Origin of the sequence: Nocardia nova NBRC 15556, from assembly GCF_001613005.1 — a bacterium.
GTDB classification, from domain to species: Bacteria; Actinomycetota; Actinomycetes; order Mycobacteriales; family Mycobacteriaceae; genus Nocardia; species Nocardia nova.
In genome coordinates this window covers 1-18976 of the sequence record NZ_BDBN01000087.1, presented here as the reverse complement: position 1 = coordinate 18976, position 18976 = coordinate 1, and the positions used below count along the sequence as shown (strand labels likewise).

Genomic DNA, 18976 nt, shown 5'->3' with positions numbered 1-18976 from the left:
CGAACGAGGGAGTGAGATCATGACCGATCCGGAAGCGAGCGCGGTGGTGGGTGAGCGGCGGGCGCTGCTCAACCTCGCCTACCGGCTGCTCGGCTCCCTCGCGGAGGCCGAGGACGTGGTGCAGGAGACCTATGCGCGCTGGTACGCCCTGTCCCCGGAACAACAGCAGGCCGTCGAGGCGCCGGGTGGCTGGTTGCGGACCGTGGCCAGCCGCATCTGTCTGGATCTGCTCGGTTCGGCGCGGGCTCGCCGCGAGCGCTACGTCGGTGAGTGGATTCCGGAGCCGGTCCCGGACCGCAGCGAGTGGGGCGCGCCCGCACCGGCCGATCCGGCCGACCGGGTGACGCTCGACGAATCGATCAGCATGGCGTTCCTCGTCGTACTCGATTCCATGACGCCGGCCGAGCGCGTGGCCTTCGTCCTGCACGATGTCTTCCGGTATTCCTTCGCCGAGATCGCCGATATCGTCGGCCGCACTCCCGCGGCCTGCCGACAGCTGGCCTCCTCCGCACGCCGTCGTATCCAGACCTCGGCACGTCCCTCTCGGGACGAGCGTGCCGAGGTCGTCCGAGACTTCAAACGCGCGTGGGAGACGAAGGATATCGAGGCACTGATCGAGATCCTGGATCCACGGGCCGTCGCGACGGCCGACAGCGGCGGCCGGGTGGTCGCCTTCCGTCATCCGATCACCGGTGGCGAGCAGATCGCTCGCGCATGGATCGAAATCGCCTCCCGCGCCGCGGAAGTCACACTTCTCGAGCGCACCGTCAACGGCCAGCCCGGCCTGGTGGCACAGATCGACGGCGCCATCGCGACCGTCTACGCCTTCGATATCGCCGACGGCCGGATCACCCGGATCTGGGCGATCCGCAATCCGGAGAAGCTACGGCAATGGACGGAACACCGGCTGTCACCGCAGTGACCATGAAAGTGGTTCGGGCGGAACGATTTCTACGCGAATCGGACATCCGCGGCTCGGCCTGATTTTCGGTACTTTGGATACGGTCACCGTCAGGACCGGTCCGACACCGTGGGGAGCGCCGATCGGCGCCGGTAGCAGGGAGCACAGCATGACCGAGGCCGAGGTTTCCGAGCAGATCGAGCTGGTGGAAGACGACTTCCACGACGATCCGCACAAGTACTACGAGCGCTGGCGGGCCCGGGGGCCGGTGCACCACGTGCGGTTCACGCACGAGCGCGGGATTCCGTGCTGGGTCGTCGTCGGCCATGCGGAAGCGCGTGCGGCACTGGCAGATCCGCGCTTGCGCAAGAACTCGGCCGGCACCTTCGAACTGTTCCGGCGCAAAGGCTCTGCGGTGCTGTCGAATTCGGATGCGCAGGCGTTGAGCACCCATATGCTCAATACCGATCCGCCGGAACACACGCGACTGCGGAAGTTGGTGAACAAGGCCTTCACGCCGCGGCGGGTGGCGGCCTTGCGCCCGCGCATCGAGGAGATCACCGCCGGATTGCTCGACGAAGTGGCCGCGCACGACGAGGTCGATCTGCTTCATGCGTTCGCGACCCCGCTACCCGTCACCGTGATCTGCGAACTGCTCGGCGTTCCCTTCACCGATCGCGACGATTTCCAGCTGTGGACGAAGATCCTGGTCGGGGCCTCCGGAGATCTGGCGGACCGCGACCGCGCCTCCGCCGATATGGGCAGATATCTGACGGCGCTGCTGGCGGACAAACGCGTTCGGCCCGGCGACGACCTGCTGTCGGGACTGGCCACCGAACAGGACGAAGGCGACCGCCTCACCGATCCCGAATTGGTGGCGATGGCTTTCCTGCTGCTGGTTGCCGGTCACGAAACGACGGTGAACCTGATCGGCAACGGCACCTTCGCCCTGCTGCGCAACCGGCCCCAATTCGATGCGCTGCGGGCGGATCCGGACGGTGTCCCCGCCGCCGTGGAAGAGTTTCTGCGACTCGACGGCCCGGTCGGCTGGGCCACGGTCCGGTACACCGAGGAACCCGTCGACATCGGCGGAATCGTCATCCCCGCAGGGGAATTGGTTTACGTCGCGCTCTCGGCGGCCGATCGCGATCCCGATCGATACCGTTCACCCGACGAACTCGATATCGGCCGGAAGCCGTCCGGGCATGTGGCCTTCGGCCACGGAATCCACTTCTGCGTCGGCGCTCCGCTGGCCCGGATGGAGGCCGCCGTCGCCTTCACCGCTCTGCTGGATCGCTTCCCGAAGCTGGCCCTGGCGCCGTCGTTCACCCCGCGGTGGCAGCCGAGCCTGCTCATGCGGGGACTCACCGAACTGCCGGTGCGCCCCCACGGATGAGGTGAACCCGCCGGATCATCCGGTCGGCAGTGCGGTCTTGGCCGCCACCACGCGCAGCGCGGTGCGCAGCCCCCGGCGGGAACGAGACGGTGCGCCCTCGGCGGCCGCGAACGGTCGATATCCGAGAAACTTCCGCTCCGACGCGGTTTCCGGGGCGTCGTCGGAGGTCGCGGTGAGGAAGCGATCCGGCAGCGCCAATTTGTGGATCGTCCGGAGGGTGAGCGCATACTGCCGCAGCAGAGGACCCGTCGTGTACGGCAGATCGAATTCTTCGCACAGCGCACGCACGCGGGCGGCGATATCCCGGTACCGGTTGCTGGGCAGGTCCGGGAACAGGTGATGTTCGATCTGGTAGCACAGATTGCCGCTCATGAAGGCCTGAACCCGCCCGGCATCGAAGTTCGCCGTGCCCAGCATCTGGCGCAGATACCATTCCGCCTTGGTTTCCGACTCCAGCACCGACGGAGTGAATTTCTCCGCGCCGTCGGGAAAATGGCCGCAGAAGATCACCAGGTACGCCCACAGGTTGCGCAGCACATTGGCGCCGAGATTGGCGAAAAGCGTTCGCCGCCATCGCTTTCCGCTCAATGCGGGGAACAGCACGTAATCCTTGCCGGCCTGCCGGACCAGTTTTCCGAGCAACGCCCGGGTCTGACCGGCGCGCTCGGCGGTATCGGTCACCCGATCGTGGACGGAGTCCAGGTCGTGCCAGGCGATACCCCATTCGAAGGTCGCCGCCAGCAGCACATTCTGTAACGGTTGCAGCAGCAGGCGCGGCCGCCAGCGCTGGTCTCTGGTCACCCGCATCACGCCGAAGCCGATATCGTCGTCCATTCCCAGCACGTTGGTGTAGAGGTGGTGGCGGACATTATGTGCGTAGCGCCACTGCGCGGACAGCCCGGCCATATCCCACTCCCAGGTGTTGGAGTGAATTTCCGGGTCGTTCATCCAATCCCACTGACCGTGGGAGACGTTGTGACCGATCTCCATATTCTCGACGCTCTTGGCCGTCGCCAGGCCGGCCGTACCGAGCACCCAGGCGAAGCGGCCACGACCGGCGAGAATGACCAGTCGCGCGGCGGCGTCGAGGGTGCGCTGAAAAACGATCGTCCGGCGAATGTAGTTCGCGTCACGAGTACCCAGGTCGGCCTCGACATCGGCGCGAATCCGGTCGAGTTCACGCCCCAGCGCCTCGATATCGGCGGGACTGAGATGTGCGTACGCGCCGATCTCGGTAATAGCCATGACCTACATCCTCGGATTTGTGTGTGGTGGCGCGAACGCCCACCGACGAGGACATATGCGGAGACCCGCCGATCACCCGAGCCTACCCGTCCTCGCTGAACAGCCCGCGAGACGACCGATCCCGGCCGCGCGGCCGCGTGTTCATTCCAGCCACGCGTCGCTGCGAGCCGCCCACGGATTGCATTCGTACAGCGAGGGTGCAGCGGCGGAGGCCGGGTCACTGCTCGGGTGCATTCCCCACCCGAACCAGTTGGCGACGTTCTGGTTGGTCCCGTGCCAGCGTCGTTCGCCCGGCCGGTCACCGGCGCCGGCGTTGTTGGCGTAGGCCCGGTCGGCCAGGCCCTGGGTGATGGCACCGCGTCCGGTATTGACGCCGTAGAACATCCCGGAGAAACACCACGCCTGCAGCTCGAGCCGACGGTTGAGCAGGTCGACCTCCGGCCCGGTCCAGTTCAGCGCCGAGGCCCTGGCTTGGAAGGCGGCCATGATTCCGGTGAGCTGTTGCACGTGGTGTTCGTATTCGTGCGAGAGCACCGCGAGCACGTTGCCGACGCCGTAGCCGATGACCGGGGCCATGGTGTCGAACGGCATCACGATCATCCGGTCGGCCGCACAGTAGAACGCTTCCCGATTGCTGCCGGTGGAACTGCACGCACCGTGGTAATCACCGATTCGGGCGCCCGCCCAGAGCGCGGGCGAGGACATGGGGATCCGGAAGTGCGCCAGGGTGGGCGCCCATGCGGCATCGTGACAGCTGATCGCCGCGCGGTAGTACGCCTCCGCGCCATCCGGAGTGTTGCGCCAGCCGGGCAGCCGACAGTCGACACTCGACAGGCCCACGCCTTGCTCGCTGAGCACCGGATTACTGCCGAGTTCCGGGTCGGTTTTCACCGGGCCGGTGCCGGTGTGCTGACGATTGCCGGCTACCGGCGTCGCGTCGGGCGTCGACCGCGCCGTAGCCTGCGGCACGGCCGGCGAGCCGACGGGATCCGGCGAGTGGGCCGTCGCACAACTACAGAGAAGCAGAGCGGCGACAGCTGAAAAGATCCCCCCACGAAGCAATTTCACGTCCTACTTGTACCAGAACTCGCCCTCGCAGGGCCGCCGACGAGGAGCGCGCGGCCGGTCAGCTGCCGAGTTCGGCGGCGGAGTCCGCGCCTGCGGTACCGGTCTGCCGGAGGAAGTCGGCGATAACCTCGAGCTCTGGCTCCGAGTACCGGTCGAGCACCTCGTCCATGCGCCGGTTCATGCCCGAGAACACGTGGAACAGTTCGGAATTGCGCTCGCGGACGGCGCGCAGGGTGACTGCGCGCCGGTCGCTCGCCTCGGGGTCGCGTTCCCGGACGATCCAGCCGCCCTTCTGCAACCGGTCCAGGACACCGGTGAGGGTGGCCGGGTGCAGGCCGGTGAGCCGGGACAGGGCGGTCGGCGAGACGGGGCCCCGCCGGTTGATCAGGTCCAGGCAGGTCCAGTCCACGTCGCGGAGTTCCACCCGGCCGCCGAACCGGCGATTCAGCAGGGCGAGCTGAATGTTCAAGTCGCGCAACGCATCCTTGACGTCGACGGCCAGCCGGCGCCGTTGCTGCGCGGCCGCGCGATCCGCCTCCGAGCTCATCGGCACCCTCCGGTCGATTCATACGATTTTCATATGATATCCCCGGCGCGGACGAACCCGGCAGGTCAGTGCGGTTCGACCCGGAACACCGCGATGCGCTCGGCCGCCGCCGCCACCCCGTCGGGCGTTGCCGCATCGGCCAAACCGGTTGTGACGAAACGGTTTCCGACGCTGGCGGGCCCGGCTCCGACCAATTCCCGCAGCAGCGCCCCGCGCTGCTCGACCGGAACCTCGACCAGTCGCGCGGTCGAGGATTTCCGTCCGCGCGTCAGCGTGACCGAATCGGCCGCCCGCACGTTGGCCACCCAGGCCGCCCGCGGATAGGCCTGCACGATGTAGTGCGCCCCACTCAACTCGCTGACCGCGATCGGGAAGGTACGCGGTTGCCCGGTGCGCCGACCGGCGACGGTGAGCAGTTGCATCGGACCGAAACCGATTCCCAGCCGTTGCAGCCCGACCACGAGCGGATTGACCCGATTGACCATCCGCCGATACCGCTGCGCATCCATTCCGGCACCTCCAGTATTCCCGAAACCATATTCTATGATTTTCATATCATATCCATACAGTATCGTCTTGCGGTAGTCCCGAACGTCCGGATTCGTCGGATAGACCTGTCAAGGGCCATAGGTCCCCAAGGTGGCGCAAGTGCGCCAGAACACACCTCCGGTTCGATGTCCATCAGGCGACACTCCGGCAAACCCCGTGCACACACCCCGTGAACCTGTGTCACCTGCACATTTGCCGGACGGCGAGGGAGGTCGGCCGCACCCGGATACGAACGGGCGCGGGTAACGATCATGAGCAATGTGAACTATCGTCCGGTCACGAATCGATAACCCCTCTTTCGCTTCGGGAGACCTCGTGCTCGAGCTCGACCATTTCAGCCACGGCTGGGTAACCCCGGTCCTGGCCTATGTCATGTCCTTCATCGGATCCGTTCTGGCGCTGCGCTGCGCCACCCACGCCCGGGCCTCGCGCTGGCCGGGCGGCTGGTTGATCGCCGCGGCCGTCGCGCTCGGCGGCGCCGGCATCTGGGTCATGCACTTCACCGCCATGCTCGGTTTCTCGATCCACGGCGCGAATATCCGCTACGACGTGCCGATGACGCTGCTCAGCGCGGCCATCGCGATCGTCGTGGTGTGGGCCGGACTGTCGATCGTGGTGCGCGGGCACCGGGAAGTGATCGCACTCCCCCTCGGCGGCATGATCACCGGATTCGGCGTCGCGGCCATGCACTACCTCGGCATGCATGCCATGAACGCCGGCGCGCACATCGAATACAGCACCGGACTGGTGGCCCTGTCGCTGCTGATCGCCGTGGTGGCCGCGACCGCGGCACTGTGGTTCGTCCTGCACGTGCGCGGGTTCGCCGCCACCATCGGCGCGGCGGCCATCATGGGTCTGGCGGTCTGCGGAATGCATTACACCGGAATGGCATCCATGACGGCGCACCGCATGGACAACATGGCCGAGCCGACCGGCGGTGTCGACTCGGTGCAGCTGCTCACCCCGCTGATCATGGTGGTCACGCTCGTCACCATCATGCTCGTGGTGCTCGTCGGACTCGCGGAGGTCGACGGACCCTCGCGACGCGACGATGCCGATGACACGAACGATCTCGATCTCGCCGACAGCGGCCGCGCGTGGCCGCGCGCCTACACCGAGGAATCTCCCGCACCCGATCAGCCCGCACCGGCATTCAGCCTGCAGGCGATTTCGAAGCGGCAGTCGACCCGTCGATAGCCGGACGATACGGACGATCGGCCGAGCGAACGCTCAGCCGATCGTCCTCCGGATCCATTCTTCCGCAGCGCTTTTCGCCTCCGCGACCGATCGCGCGCTGACCTCGCGCAACATCCGGCCGTCGGCGGTCTCGATACGCCAGGCGCAGGTCGTCCGCGTGGTCGGCTTCACCAGACCGCGCGCATCGCCGAACGCCTTGACCAGCCACCAGCGGGTGCCGTCACCGGCCAACTCCCAGCCGTCGACCGCATCCGAGGGGCGCACCGGCCCGAACGGCTCGTCGGCATTCGCCCGAGTCTCGGCCACCGGCCCCCTCCTCCGCGATTCACGTTGCAGTCCAATGCTGGTCGATCTCGATACTCGATCTCGATGCACATTGTCGCGCAACATATCCTCGCGGCGGATTCGAACCCCTGGATCGGCGAGCCGCGTGGCGCACCCGCCGGCGGCGTCAGAAGCGGCGGGCGCCGGTGACCGGCATCTGCGCGAGCGCCGATCGGATGACACCCTCACCGCTCGTCGCGGCGTGCACGACCGTGCCGTCACCCGCGTAGAGAGCGGAGTGTCCGCCACCGTAGAACGACACGAGATCGCCCGGTTGCAGCGCATCCAGGTCGACCGGCGTGCCGGCGGTCAGCTGGTCGTAGCTCGTCCGCGGCAGGTCCACCCCGACCTGCCGGTACGCCCACTGCACCAGACCCGAGCAGTCGAAGGCATCGGGGCCGGTGGCACCCGAGCGGTAGGCCGAGCCGATCTTGGACTCGGCGGCCTCGAGCGCCCGCTCACCGACCGATTTCATGGGCTCCGGCGGGGCCGGATGGATTTCCGGGAAGAGCCCGGGAATTGTGAACTGCGGCGGTAGTGGAATTCCCGGTACGACCGGGGCGGGTATCGGCGAGTCGGCGTGTGCGGGGCCCGCGGTCGCCACCATCGTGCCCGCCGCGCCGAACAGAACGACCAGCGTTGCCGCGGTCGACCAGGCCCTACGACCCGGAAAGCGGGTACATCGACCCGCCTCGGTTCCTGCCATGATGCGTTCCTCCGAATCTCGTAGCGAGAGCAGATTTCCGAAACACCACGGTGATCAGTCGATCGTTGGATCCGGGGAGCAATGATTCGCCACGGTCGGGGAGAAACCAAATACCGAACGCGCCAATTCGAATAACAAAACGATAAATTCGCGAAATACCTCAGATATCGCTGGTATCTCGATATAATCCCTACGGCCGTCCGGCGGGGGTCGCGGACGCATCCGGGCCGGTCGCCAGCAGGGAATGGCGGCGGCTGTAGGTCAGGTAGACGATCGCGCCGACGGCGAACCAGACGGCGAAGCGCAACCACGTCACCGGTTGCAGGTAGGTGATCAGCCAGATCGAGAAGCCGATGCCGAGCAGGGGCACCACCGGCATCCCCGGCGTACGGAAGCCGCGCGGCAGATCCGGACGGCGATAGCGCAGCACGATCACCGCCGCACAGACCACGATGAAGGCCAGCAGGATGCCGATATTGGTCAGCTCGGCGGCCTGGCCGATCGGCAGCAGCCCCGCGATCACCGCCGACGCGACACCGACGATCCAGGTGATCCGCGTGGGCACCTGGCGTACCGGGTGGGTTTTGGCAAACCACTGGGGCAGCAAGCCGTCCCGGCTCATCGAGTACCAGACGCGGGTGACGCCGAGCATGAAGGTGAACAGCACCGTCATGATGCCGACGATGGCGCCGGCCGCGATCAGACTGCCCAGCCCGGGCAGGCCGACGGATTCGAAGGCGGTGGACAACCCGCTCTCCGGGTCGATGTCGGTGTAGTGCTGCATTCCGGTCAGGACCAGGCAGACCAGCACATAGAGCACCATCGACACCACCAGCGACAACAGAATCGCCTTGGGCAGATGACGTTTCGCGTCCACCGACTCCTCGGCCGCGGTCGACATCGCGTCGTAGCCGAAGACCGCGAAGAAGACGGTCGCCGCCCCGGTGACCGCGCCGGACATGCCGAACGGGAAGTACGGGTGGTAGTTGGCGGAATCGATGTGGAAGAACCCGACCGCGATCACCACCACGACGACCACGATCTTCAGGCCCACCACGAAGGTTTCGAATCGCGCCGCGGCCCGGATACCCAGGTTCAGCAGGGCGGCGATGAGCAGGCACAACATCGCGGCGAACAGATCCACCACATGGCCGTGCCCGGTTCCCGGCGCACCCAGCATCCACTCGGGGAGCTCGATGTCCAACTGCCCCAACAGGAATTGGATGTAGCCGGAGATGCCGATCGCCACCACCGACACGATCGCGGTGTATTCGAGCAGCAGATCCCAGCCGATGAACCAGCCCACCGGTTCGCCGAGTACGGCGTAACCGTAGGTGTAGGCCGAACCGGCGCGCGGAATGAGTCCCGCGAATTCGGCGTAGGACAGCGCGGCGGCGGCGCTCGCGACGCCGGCGATCAGGAAGGAGACGAGGACGGCCGGGCCGGCGGTCTGATTCGCGACCGCACCGGCCAGCGTGAAGATGCCGGCGCCGATGATGCCGCCCACCCCGATGGCGGTCAGCTGCCACAGGCCCAGCGTGCGGTGCAGGGTGGTGGCGGATTCGTCCTGGATCTGGTCGATCGGCTTGCGCCGGAAAAACTCTCGCAGAGCGGGACCGGTTCGCATGGGCGCTCCTTGTCCGACGGGCGGCGCTGGTCAGCCCACAGTACCGATCTCACCGGCCGGTCGCCCGGTATCGGTCCCGGTGCGCGAGCGGCGGACCGCCACCGATGAAACAAGTTCTAGACATGCTCGACCATTTGTCTTACCGTCGATACATGAGCACGACGATGTCTCACGAGGCACGCTTCACCTTGCGTTCCGGCGACTCCTGGCGCGACCCCTGGCCGATGTACTCCGCCTTGCGGGAATCCGATCCGGTGCACCACGTCGTCCCCGAGAACCGCCCGCACGAGGACTACTACGTCCTTTCGCGCTACGCCGACATCTACGCGGCGGTGCGCGATCCCGAGACGTTCTCCTCGGCTCAGGGTCTGACGGTCGACTACAACAATCTCAGCGAGATCGGGCTCGGCGAGAACCGGCCGTTCGTCTTCACCGATCCGCCCGACCACACCGTCTTCCGGCGCCGCGTGGCCAAGGGGTTCACCCCGCGGCAGGTCCAGGAGATCCGGCCCGCGGTCGAGGCGTTCGTGATCGAGCGGCTGGAGAAGCTGCGCGCGGCCGGTGGCGGTGACATCTCGATGGAGTTGTTCAAACCGCTGCCCACCATGGTGGTGGCGCATTATCTCGGTGTGCCGGAGCAGGATCGGGCACAGTTCGATCGCTGGAGCGAGGCGATCGTGGCGGCCTCGGCGACCGGCGGTATCGAGCATGCGCAGGAGGCGGTCAGTGAGCTGACCCAGTACTTCATCGCGATGATCGAGAAGCGCAAACTCGAACCGGCGGACGACACCGTCTCCCATCTGGTGGCCTCGGGACTCGGCGCCGGCGGCGACTTCGGCGAAATCCTGCAGATCATCGGTTTCGCGTTCACGATGATCACCGGGGGCAACGACACCACCACCGGAAATCTGGGCGGCGCGGTGCAATTGCTGACCAGCTACCCCGAGCAACGGCAGCGCCTGCTCGACGATCCGAGCCTGATTCCGGGCGCGGTCGACGAATTCCTGCGCATGACCTCGCCGGTGCAGGGTCTGGCCCGCACCACCACCCGCGACGTCGAGATCGAGGGCGTCACCATTCCGGCGGGACGGCGGGTGCTGATGCTGTACGCGTCGGCCAACCGAGACGAGCGCGAATACGGTTCGGACGCAAGCGAACTCGATGTGACGCGGAATCCGAAGAACATCCTCACCTTCGGCAACGGCAACCACCACTGCCTCGGCGCGGCCGCCGCCCGCATGCAGGCCACCATAGCGCTACGGGAACTGCTGGCCCGCTGCCCGGACTTCTCCGTGGATCCGGACGGCGTCCGATACACCGAGGGCAATTACGTGCGCTGGCCGGTCAACGTTCCCTTCGTCCCGGCATGAGCGACTGGCTGGCGCATCCGCGCTCCCTGCAGGCGGCCGAGCGGATCCTGGACGCCGCCGCGAGCCTGTTCTCCGAACGCGGCGTGAACGCGACCCAGATGGGCGATATCGCCAAGGCCGCCGGCTGCTCGCGGGCGACGCTGTACCGCTACTTCGACAGCCGGCAGGCGGTGCAACTGGCGTACGTGCATCGCGAGGCACGGCGGGTGGGCGCCCGCGTCACCGCCGAGATCGGGACGATCGCCGACCCCGGCGAACGCGCCGTCGCCGGAGTGCTGGCCAGTCTCCGCGCGGTGCGTTCGGACCCGCTGCTGATGGCCTGGTTCCGGCCCGACGACGCCGGAGCGACCCTGCAGATCGCCCAGACCTCCGAGGTGATCGAGGCCATCGCCCGCTCGCTGTTCACCGCGGAAACGTCCTCGGCACAGGATGATTGGGCGCAGCTGGCCCGCTGGCTGACCCGCATCATCGTCTCGCTGCTCACGGTGCCCGGCCGGGACGAGGCCGAGGAGCGCGACATGCTGGAGCGCTTCATCGCTCCCCTCGTCGCCCGGGCCGGCTGATCCCACTTTCCCGGCGCACACCGTCCCGGCGCACCCGCCCGGCCCGACGGCGCCGGACATGCCACGCGGGAGCCGTCGCGCGGCGCCACGCCCGCGCACCTTGCGCGCGCGGGCGTCGCCCAGCAGGCTTGGGATATGGATTCGCTCATCATGTCCGCTCGCGACCTCGATTTCCTGCTCTACGAGTGGCTCGACGTGACCGGGCTGACCGAGCGCGAGCGCTATCGGGAACACAGCCGCGAGACCTTCGATCAGGTGCTCGCGCTGAGCCGGGAGCTGGCCGAGAAGTACTTCGCCCCGCACAACCGCCAGGGCGATCTGCACGAGCCGACCTTCGACGGCGAGAAGGTGCACATCATTCCGGAGGTGGCGACGGCGCTGTCGGCCTTCGCGGAGGCGGGATTCGTCGGCGCCGCGATGGACGAGCGCGTGGGCGGTATGCAATTGCCGCATACGGTCTTCACCGCGTGCATGGCGTGGTTCTACGCCGCCAATGTGGCGACCGCCAGCTACGCGCTGCTGACCATCGGCAACGCCAACCTGCTCGCCGCGCACGCGGATTCGGAACAGCTCGACCGCTTCGTGCGGCCGATGCTCACCGGGCGCTACTTCGGCACGATGGCGCTGTCGGAACCCCAGGCGGGTTCCTCGCTGGCCGACATCACCACCAAGGCCGTCCCGCAGGACGACGGCACGTACCGGCTGTTCGGCCGCAAGATGTGGATCTCCGGCGGTGACCACGACCTGTCGGAGAACATCGTGCATCTGGTCCTGGCGCGCATTCCCGGATCGGATGCCGGAACCCGCGGCATCTCGCTGTTCATCGTGCCGAAATACCTGCCCGCCGAGGACGGTTCGCTCGGCGAGCGCAACGATGTGGTGCTGGCCGGGATCAACCACAAGATGGGCTGGCGCGGCACGGTGAACACGGCGCCGGTCTTCGGCGACGGGGCGTTCACACCCGGCGGCGCACCGGGTGCGGTCGGCTATCTGGTGGGTGAGCCGAATCGCGGACTGACCTACATGTTCCACATGATGAACGAGGCACGCCTGGGCGTCGGCCTGGCCGCTACCGCGTTGGGGTACACCGGCTTCCTCAAGGCCCTCGACTATGCCCGCAATCGGCCGCAGGGCCGCCCGGTGACGGCGAAGGGCGGTGCGAGCGCGCAGGTCCCGATCGCGCAGCATCCCGACGTTCGCCGAATGCTGCTGGCGCAGAAGGCCTATGCCGAAGGCGCGCTGGGCCTGCAGTTGTACTGCGGCACCCTGATCGACCGCCAGCGCAGCGCCGTGGACGCCGACGAGGCGCAGCGCGTCGCCCTGCTGCTGCGCGTCCTGACCCCGATCGCCAAGAGCTGGCCGAGCCAGTGGTGCCTGGCCGCCAACGACCTCGCCATCCAGGTGCACGGCGGCGCCGGATACACCCGCGACTACGACGTCGAACAGCATTACCGCGACAACCGCCTCAATCCGATTCACGAAGGGACACACGGCATTCAGAGCCTGGACCTGCTCGGCCGGGCGGTGGTCGCGGACGGCGGCGCGGCACTGACCCTGCTGCTCGACACCATGGGCGAAACGGTCGACCGGGCTCGCGCGACCGGCGACGCGGAACTCGGCGACTTCGCCGATGCGCTGGCCGCGGCCGCCGGACGCATCGCGACCACCACCGCCACGGTATGGCGCGACGCCGATCCGGAAGCGGCACTGGCGAATTCGTCCGCGTACCTGGAGGCGTTCGGACATGTGGTGCTGGCCTGGATCTGGCTGGAGCAGGCGGTGGCCGCCGCGCGCGGATCCGAGGACTTCCACCGCGGTAAGCGGGTCGCGGCACGGTACTTCTTCCACTGGGAATTGCCCCGTACCGCACCGCTTTTCGATCTGCTCGACGCGATGGATCGCACCACGACCGACCTCGACGACGCCTGGCTCTAACACACCGAGCCGGGCGGCGCCCACCCCTCCTGGCGATATTCGGCCATCGCGCCGCGGACTAATCTGGCCCGGTGGAGACGCACCCGGTGGAGATGGGCTGGCAGCAGCTGGCGCGGCAGTTCCTCGTCGACGAGGACGAGGCGATCATCGCGCTGAACAAGCCCGCCGGGATCGCCGTGACCGGGGAACGCCACGACACCGATCTGGTCGAGCTGGCCGCGGCCGAGGGAATCACCCTCTACCCGGTGCACCGCATCGACAAGGTCACCTCGGGCCTGGTGCTGTTCGCCAAGGATCTGGCCGCACACGGCGGATTGACCAGGCAGTTCACCAAGCGCACGGCCGACAAGCGGTATCTGGTCGTCACCGCCGCCACCGATCTGCCCGACACCGGCGTGATCGACCTGCCGTTGAGCGTCGGGCGCAAGAACCGGGTGCGGATCGCGGCACCGCGCGACACCATCCGGCGGGAGGGGCAGATGTGGACGGTCGCCGAGAGCGATCTGCTGGCCGGTAAGAACTATCCGTCCCGGACCGAGTTCACCACCGTGGCGCGGACCGATCGGCACACGGTACTGCTGGCCCGGCCGATCACCGGGCGGCGGCATCAGATCCGGGTTCACCTGGCCTGGATCGGCTATCCGATCGCGGGCGATCCGCTGTTCGACAAATCGGGTGAGTACGCGCGCACCCATCTGCACTCGCTGTCGTTGCGGGTGGAGGCGCCCTGGCGTGCGGATTCCGAACTCGCATTGACCGCCGTACCGGGTGCGGATTTCTTCTCGACGGGATCGAGCCCGATCATCGACGATCCGGCCGCCCTGCTCGAGCGGATCGCTGCGGAATAGCGGCCCGCCGTTTCCGGCATTTCCCCATAGCCTTCTGCTATAAATGGTGGCATCCGTCACGCAGACGGCGCGCTGAGGACCTTCTACTCTGGACAAGTGCCGTATCGGCACACATGCGGCCGAAGCGATCACACCCGGGGGCCGATTCCACACGGGCTCGCACAGGTCGTTCCCGGCGACGGGCGCAACGGTGCGATCCCACGAGAAAGCGGACGCCATGATTCTGTTGGCACAGCTCAGCGATACCCACTTCGACCTGGATTCGCGCAACGCCGAACGAGTCGCCGCCGTTCTCGGCTACCTCGACCGATTACCGCGCCGGCCCGACGCCATCCTCGTGACCGGCGACCTCACCGAATCCGGGACCCTCGCCCAGTACGAACAGGCGCGCAAAGCGCTGACCACCGACATTCCGCTGTACGTCCTGCCCGGCAACCACGACGACCGGGCCAATCTGCGGCGGACGCTCCTCGACGGCGCCGCCGAGGAGGGACCGATCAATCAGGCCGTCGATATCGGCGGGCTCACCGTGGCACTGCTCGATTCCACGATTCCCGGTTCGGGCGGCGGGGAGCTGGGCGAGCGAACCTACGCGTGGCTGGACCGGTTGCTGGCCACCACGCCCGCGGACGCCTCCGTGCTGGTGGCGATGCACCACCCGCCGGTACCGATGTACTCGACGGTGGTCGATCCCATCCGGCTCGCCGATCCGGAACGGCTGGAGCGCACCGTCGCCGGTGATGCGCGGATTCTCGGCGTGCTCACCGGACATATGCACGCCATGGGCACCACGCTGTTCGGTGGGCGGCCACTGGTGGTGGCGCCCAGTGTGGCCTCGGCCATCGGCGGGGCATGGGAGGTCGAGGAGCCCGGCGACGTTCCGATCGACTACGCGCCCGACCCGTCCGTGGTGCTGCACGCCGTCGCGGACCGGCGGCTGACCTCGATCGTCCGCACCGTGCCGATGGGCGGCCGGATCCGCGTACAACCGCGCTGAGCAGGGTTTCCGGAACGGGGTTCGGAGGCGGCGGCACGCGCCTACAGTGGAGATACTGTTCTCGATTCGAGGAGCGCGCGCATGCCCGCTACCAAGCCGTCGGTCATCATCGTCGGAGCCGGGTTCGGGGGACTCGGCGCGGCAATCGAGCTGCAGCGCAACGGTTTCGACGACCTCACGATTCTGGAGCGGGCGAGCGACCTGGGCGGGGTGTGGCGGGAGAACACCTATCCGGGCGCGGCCTGCGACGTGCCCTCACCGCTGTACTCGTTCTCCTACGAACCGAAGCCGGATTGGCCGCATCGCTACTCCGGTCAGGCCGAGATCCTGGGCTACCTGCATGCGGTGGCGACGAAACATCGGTTGCTCGAGCGGATCCGATTCGGCGCCGAGGTCACCGAGGCGAGCTTCGACGAACACGCCGGGCGCTGGACGGTTCGCACCGCCGACGGCGACATCCGATCCGCCGACGTGCTGATCAGCGCGGTCGGGCAGCTGTCGCGCCCGCGCATGCCCGATATCGCGGGCATCGAGACGTTCGCCGGGCCGTCGTTCCATTCCGCGCAGTGGAACCACGATGTCGACCTCGCCGGCAAGCGGGTCGCGGTGATCGGAACCGGCGCCAGCGCAATCCAATTCGTACCCGCCATCGCACCCGAGGTGGCCCGTCTGACGCTGTTCCAGCGGACCGCTGCCTGGGTGGTGCGGCGCACCGACCGCGAGTACCGGCCGATCCATCACGCCCTGTTCGCACACGTGCCCGGCCTGCGGCTGGCCCAGCGCCTGTGGGTGTGGTGCTTTCTGGAGTTCTTCTCCCTGGGCTTGACCGCGATCCCGCCGATCCGGCGCATCGCGACCTGGCTGGGTACCCGCGCGCTTCGCCACGATGTGCCCGATCCGCGATTGCGCGCGAAGCTGACCCCCGACTATCCGGTGTTGTGCAAACGGGTGCTGTTCTCCAACGAGTACTACCCGGCGCTGATGCGGCCGAATGTGGACGTCGTGACCGAGCCCATCGCCGAGGTGGTGCCCGAGGGCGTGCGCACCGCGGACGGAACCGTGCACCCGGCCGACGTGATCGTCTACGGCACCGGCTTCAAGGGCAGCGAATTCCTCTGGCCGATCCGGATATTCGGTCGCGACGGCGCGGAACTGGAGAAGATGTGGGCCGAGGGGGCCCGCGCCTATCTCGGGATGACGGTGCCGGGATTCCCGAATCTGTTCCTGATGTACGGACCCAACACCAATCTGGGCACCGGCTCGATCATCTACATGATCGAATGCCAGGCCCGCTACATCCGGCAGGCCGTGGCACATTTGAGCGAACATCCGGGATCCTGTCTCGAGGTGAAGTCCGAGACCGCGGCGGCCTTCGATGCGCAGACCCAGCGCCGGTTGCTGCGCACGCCGTGGACCGCGTGCTCGAGCTGGTACCGCAATGCCGCCGGGCGGATCACCAACAACTGGCCCGGCACCGTCACCGCGTACCGCTTGCGCACCCGGTCTCTGAATCCGGACGACTACGTCCTGCGCGCGCCGGAACCGGTCCATACGTCATGACCAGCCGACGCGGTCCGCGTACGGCCTCCGCCCCGGCGAGGGCCGTCCCGCAGTCCGCCGGTGCTGGCAGACTTGAGCCGTGACCGCGCCTCCTTCCGCCGGCGCCGAGCCGCGAATCGCTCACGGCCCGCTGCGCCCCGTCGAACTCGCCACCGCGGCGGTCCTCGGTGGGGTGACCGTCGGGCTGGTGACCATCGGCTCGGTGGTGCCCTACGCGGCGGCCCTCAATCTGGTCGCCGCGGTGCCGATGGGCCTGCTGGCGCAGCGCTACCGGCTGCGCGCCATCCTGGGCGCGACCGTGGCCGCGACCCTGGTGAGCTTCGTCGCCGCCGGCCTGGTGCCCGCGGCCACCGTGGTCAGCGCGGCGACCATCGGCGGCATCATCGGAATCGTCAAACGGCGGCGACGCGGACTGATCACCGTCCTGTTCCTGTCGTCACTGGCCGGATTGATCTGGGCGGCCTTCTCGGTCGGCATGCTCTACCTGTTCGCCGCCTCGCGGCGGCTGGTCTTCGACAACGTGCGCAATATCGCCCAGGGCATCGATCACATGCTCTCCCGGCAGCCACAGCTGGAATCGCTGGGCAACGGTGTCGTCTCGGTCACCGACAGCGTGCTGAGCTGGTGGTGGCTCTACATCGGCGGCGGTGTATTCCTGGGCGTGGTCATGACCGCCGTCTTCTCCTGGTTCGTCCTCGGCTCGGTCCTGGATCGGCTGGAGTGGCTGCCGGGACGGGATCGACTGGACGCGCCGGCCGATACCCGCGCGGTCGCACCGGTGCCGGTCCGGTTGCGCGGCGTGTCCTTCCGCTATCCGGGTGCGCGCGCCGATGCGCTGAGCGATATCGACCTGTCCGTCGAGATCGGCGAATTCGTCGCCGTCGTCGGCCACAACGGATCCGGCAAGTCGACGCTGACCCGGCTGCTGGCCGGCCTTCCGCCCACCGGCGGCACGGTCGAACGTCCCGGTTCGGCGGGGCTCGGCGTGATCGGCGGCACCGCGCTGGTGCTGCAGCGGCCCGAGAGTCAGACGCTGGGGGTACTGGTTGCCGACGACGTGGTGTGGGGGCTGCCCGCCGAGGCCGCGCGGGCGGTCGACGTGGAGGCGTTGCTGTGCGAGGTCGGGCTGAGCGGGCTCGGTGGCGCGGAGACCGCGACCCTGTCCGGCGGCCAGCAACAGCGCCTGGCGGTGGCGGCCGCCCTGGCTCGGAATCCCGCACTGCTCGTGGCCGACGAGGCGACTTCGATGATCGATCCGGACGGCCGGCGCGAACTGGTCGCGCTGCTCGCCGGATTGCCCGCCCGGCACCGGATGGCCGTCGTCCTGGTCACCCACCACGAGGCCGACGCGGCGGCGGCCGAGCGGGTCATCCATCTCTCCGGAGGTCGCCAGGTCGACCATCTGCCGGCCTGGCCGCGCCCGGTGCGCAATCTGCGACGCTCCCCGATCGGCGAACCGCTGCTGGAGCTGCGGGATGTGCGCCACACCTACAACCGCGGCACCCCGTGGGCGGCGACCGCGCTGCGCGGGGTGAATCTGACCGTCCATCGCGGGGAGACACTGCTCGTGGTCGGCGGCAACGGGTCGGGAAAATCCACCCTGGCCTGGATCATGGCGGGACTCGTCGTGCCGACCACCGGCAGTTGCCGGCTGTGCGACTACACGGGGTCGCGGCCGGTGCACAAGCGCATCGGCGCGGTCGAGCTGGCCTTCCAGCACTCCCGGCTGCAACTGCAGCGCCAGACCGTCGGCGCCGAGATCGAGGATTGGGGCGGGCACGGCACCGGTTCCGGGGCGGTGGGCCGCGCGCTCGACGCGGTCGGGCTGGACCGGGCGATGGCCTCCCGCTCGATCGAGGAATTGTCGGGTGGTCAGGCCAAGCGAGTGGTTCTCGCCGCGATCGTCGCCAGTCGCCCGCAGGTCGTGGTGCTCGACGAACCCCTGGCCGGACTCGATCCGGAGGGCCGCGCGGAGGTGGTGGAACTGCTCGCCCGGCTGCGGGATTCGGGACTGACGCTGATCGTCATCTCGCACGATGTGGCCGATATGGAGAGTGTCTGCGACCGGACGGTCCACCTGCAATCCGGTCTCATCCTGGAAAGCCTGCCGGCCGTCGCGGCCGCCGCCGAGAGCTCGGCCGAT

At 67.9% G+C, this 18976-nt stretch carries 17 protein-coding genes; 10 read left to right on the top strand and 7 right to left on the bottom strand.

The genetic code is table 11. The features are described from left to right. Positions 1-19 precede the first annotated feature (19 nt). Together sigJ and NN2_RS28925 are read left to right on the top strand one after the other, a co-directional pair. Positions 20-922, top strand: a complete 903-nt coding sequence (sigJ, locus tag NN2_RS28930; protein WP_063017633.1) for an RNA polymerase sigma factor SigJ — start codon at positions 20-22, stop codon at positions 920-922. Positions 923-1070: 148 nt separating this feature from the next. After that, positions 1071-2297, top strand: a complete 1227-nt coding sequence (locus tag NN2_RS28925; RefSeq protein ID WP_063017631.1) for a cytochrome P450 family protein — start codon at positions 1071-1073, stop codon at positions 2295-2297. Positions 2298-2312: 15 nt separating this feature from the next. Here NN2_RS28925 and NN2_RS28920 read toward each other — a convergent pair whose 3' ends face one another. From NN2_RS28920 to NN2_RS28905, 4 genes are all read right to left on the bottom strand, one after another. Then, entirely contained in the window at positions 2313-3542 is a 1230-nt protein-coding gene (locus NN2_RS28920; RefSeq protein WP_063017629.1) for a fatty acid desaturase family protein, read from the bottom strand. Positions 3543-3683: 141 nt separating this feature from the next. Then, positions 3684-4511, bottom strand: coding sequence for a neutral zinc metallopeptidase (locus NN2_RS28915; protein ID WP_081879234.1), 828 nt, complete (start codon positions 4509-4511; stop codon positions 3684-3686). Between the two features lie 157 nt (positions 4512-4668). After that, on the bottom strand, positions 4669-5157 hold the full coding sequence (locus NN2_RS28910; RefSeq protein ID WP_063017627.1) for a MarR family transcriptional regulator: 489 nt from the start codon (positions 5155-5157) through the stop codon (positions 4669-4671). A gap of 65 nt (positions 5158-5222) precedes the next feature. Further along, positions 5223-5666, bottom strand: a complete 444-nt coding sequence (locus NN2_RS28905) for a nitroreductase family deazaflavin-dependent oxidoreductase (RefSeq protein ID WP_197516649.1) — start codon at positions 5664-5666, stop codon at positions 5223-5225. A 355-nt stretch (positions 5667-6021) separates the two neighbouring features. On the opposite strand from NN2_RS28905, the gene NN2_RS28900 reads away from it, so the two are divergent. Then, positions 6022-6903 carry an MHYT domain-containing protein gene (locus tag NN2_RS28900; protein ID WP_063017625.1) on the top strand — a complete coding sequence of 294 codons (882 nt, stop codon included), beginning with the start codon at positions 6022-6024 and terminating at the stop codon, positions 6901-6903. Positions 6904-6936: 33 nt separating this feature from the next. Here NN2_RS28900 and NN2_RS28895 read toward each other — a convergent pair whose 3' ends face one another. The 3 genes from NN2_RS28895 to NN2_RS28885 all read right to left on the bottom strand — a co-directional run bounded on the left by NN2_RS28895 (position 6937) and on the right by NN2_RS28885 (position 9560). Next, positions 6937-7209: a hypothetical protein gene (locus NN2_RS28895; protein WP_063017623.1), complete on the bottom strand. Its 273-nt coding sequence runs from the start codon at positions 7207-7209 to the stop codon at positions 6937-6939. A gap of 145 nt (positions 7210-7354) precedes the next feature. Continuing rightward, positions 7355-7834, bottom strand: a complete 480-nt coding sequence (locus NN2_RS28890) for a C40 family peptidase (protein WP_227463043.1) — start codon at positions 7832-7834, stop codon at positions 7355-7357. Positions 7835-8123: 289 nt separating this feature from the next. Then, entirely contained in the window at positions 8124-9560 is a 1437-nt protein-coding gene (locus NN2_RS28885) for an amino acid permease (RefSeq protein ID WP_063017621.1), read from the bottom strand. A gap of 152 nt (positions 9561-9712) precedes the next feature. Between NN2_RS28885 and NN2_RS28880 the strand changes: the two genes are divergently transcribed. From NN2_RS28880 to NN2_RS28850, 7 genes are all read left to right on the top strand, one after another. Continuing rightward, positions 9713-10930 carry a cytochrome P450 gene (locus tag NN2_RS28880; RefSeq protein WP_063017619.1) on the top strand — a complete coding sequence of 406 codons (1218 nt, stop codon included), beginning with the start codon at positions 9713-9715 and terminating at the stop codon, positions 10928-10930. Further along, positions 10927-11493, top strand: coding sequence for a TetR/AcrR family transcriptional regulator (locus NN2_RS28875; protein ID WP_063017617.1), 567 nt, complete (start codon positions 10927-10929; stop codon positions 11491-11493). The genes NN2_RS28880 and NN2_RS28875 overlap by 4 nt, the downstream gene beginning before the upstream one ends. Before the next feature lie 135 nt (positions 11494-11628). Next, positions 11629-13428 carry an acyl-CoA dehydrogenase gene (locus NN2_RS28870; protein WP_063017615.1) on the top strand — a complete coding sequence of 600 codons (1800 nt, stop codon included), beginning with the start codon at positions 11629-11631 and terminating at the stop codon, positions 13426-13428. Positions 13429-13499: 71 nt separating this feature from the next. Continuing rightward, positions 13500-14276 carry an RluA family pseudouridine synthase gene (locus NN2_RS28865; RefSeq protein WP_227463041.1) on the top strand — a complete coding sequence of 259 codons (777 nt, stop codon included), beginning with the start codon at positions 13500-13502 and terminating at the stop codon, positions 14274-14276. Between the two features lie 217 nt (positions 14277-14493). Then, positions 14494-15273 carry a metallophosphoesterase gene (locus tag NN2_RS28860; RefSeq protein WP_063017658.1) on the top strand — a complete coding sequence of 260 codons (780 nt, stop codon included), beginning with the start codon at positions 14494-14496 and terminating at the stop codon, positions 15271-15273. Positions 15274-15354: 81 nt separating this feature from the next. Beyond that, entirely contained in the window at positions 15355-16833 is a 1479-nt protein-coding gene (locus NN2_RS28855; protein WP_063017613.1) for a flavin-containing monooxygenase, read from the top strand. Between the two features lie 79 nt (positions 16834-16912). Next, positions 16913-18976 (top strand): ATP-binding cassette domain-containing protein (locus NN2_RS28850; protein WP_063017610.1); only part of this gene is annotated, 2064 nt, incomplete at its 3' end.

Coding starts and splice junctions, on each gene's coding strand:
- NN2_RS28855 (WP_063017613.1), top strand. CDS start 15,355: ATGCCCGCTACCAAGCCGTCGGTCATCATCGTCGGAGCCGGGTTCGGG.
- NN2_RS28860 (WP_063017658.1), top strand. CDS start 14,494: ATGATTCTGTTGGCACAGCTCAGCGATACCCACTTCGACCTGGATTCG.
- NN2_RS28875 (WP_063017617.1), top strand. CDS start 10,927: ATGAGCGACTGGCTGGCGCATCCGCGCTCCCTGCAGGCGGCCGAGCGG.
- NN2_RS28890 (WP_227463043.1), bottom strand. CDS start 7,834: ATGGTGGCGACCGCGGGCCCCGCACACGCCGACTCGCCGATACCCGCC.
- NN2_RS28920 (WP_063017629.1), bottom strand. CDS start 3,542: ATGGCTATTACCGAGATCGGCGCGTACGCACATCTCAGTCCCGCCGAT.
- sigJ (WP_063017633.1), top strand. CDS start 20: ATGACCGATCCGGAAGCGAGCGCGGTGGTGGGTGAGCGGCGGGCGCTG.
- NN2_RS28880 (WP_063017619.1), top strand. CDS start 9,713: ATGAGCACGACGATGTCTCACGAGGCACGCTTCACCTTGCGTTCCGGC.
- NN2_RS28905 (WP_197516649.1), bottom strand. CDS start 5,666: ATGGATGCGCAGCGGTATCGGCGGATGGTCAATCGGGTCAATCCGCTC.
- NN2_RS28885 (WP_063017621.1), bottom strand. CDS start 9,560: ATGCGAACCGGTCCCGCTCTGCGAGAGTTTTTCCGGCGCAAGCCGATC.
- NN2_RS28910 (WP_063017627.1), bottom strand. CDS start 5,157: ATGAGCTCGGAGGCGGATCGCGCGGCCGCGCAGCAACGGCGCCGGCTG.
- NN2_RS28870 (WP_063017615.1), top strand. CDS start 11,629: ATGGATTCGCTCATCATGTCCGCTCGCGACCTCGATTTCCTGCTCTAC.
- NN2_RS28925 (WP_063017631.1), top strand. CDS start 1,071: ATGACCGAGGCCGAGGTTTCCGAGCAGATCGAGCTGGTGGAAGACGAC.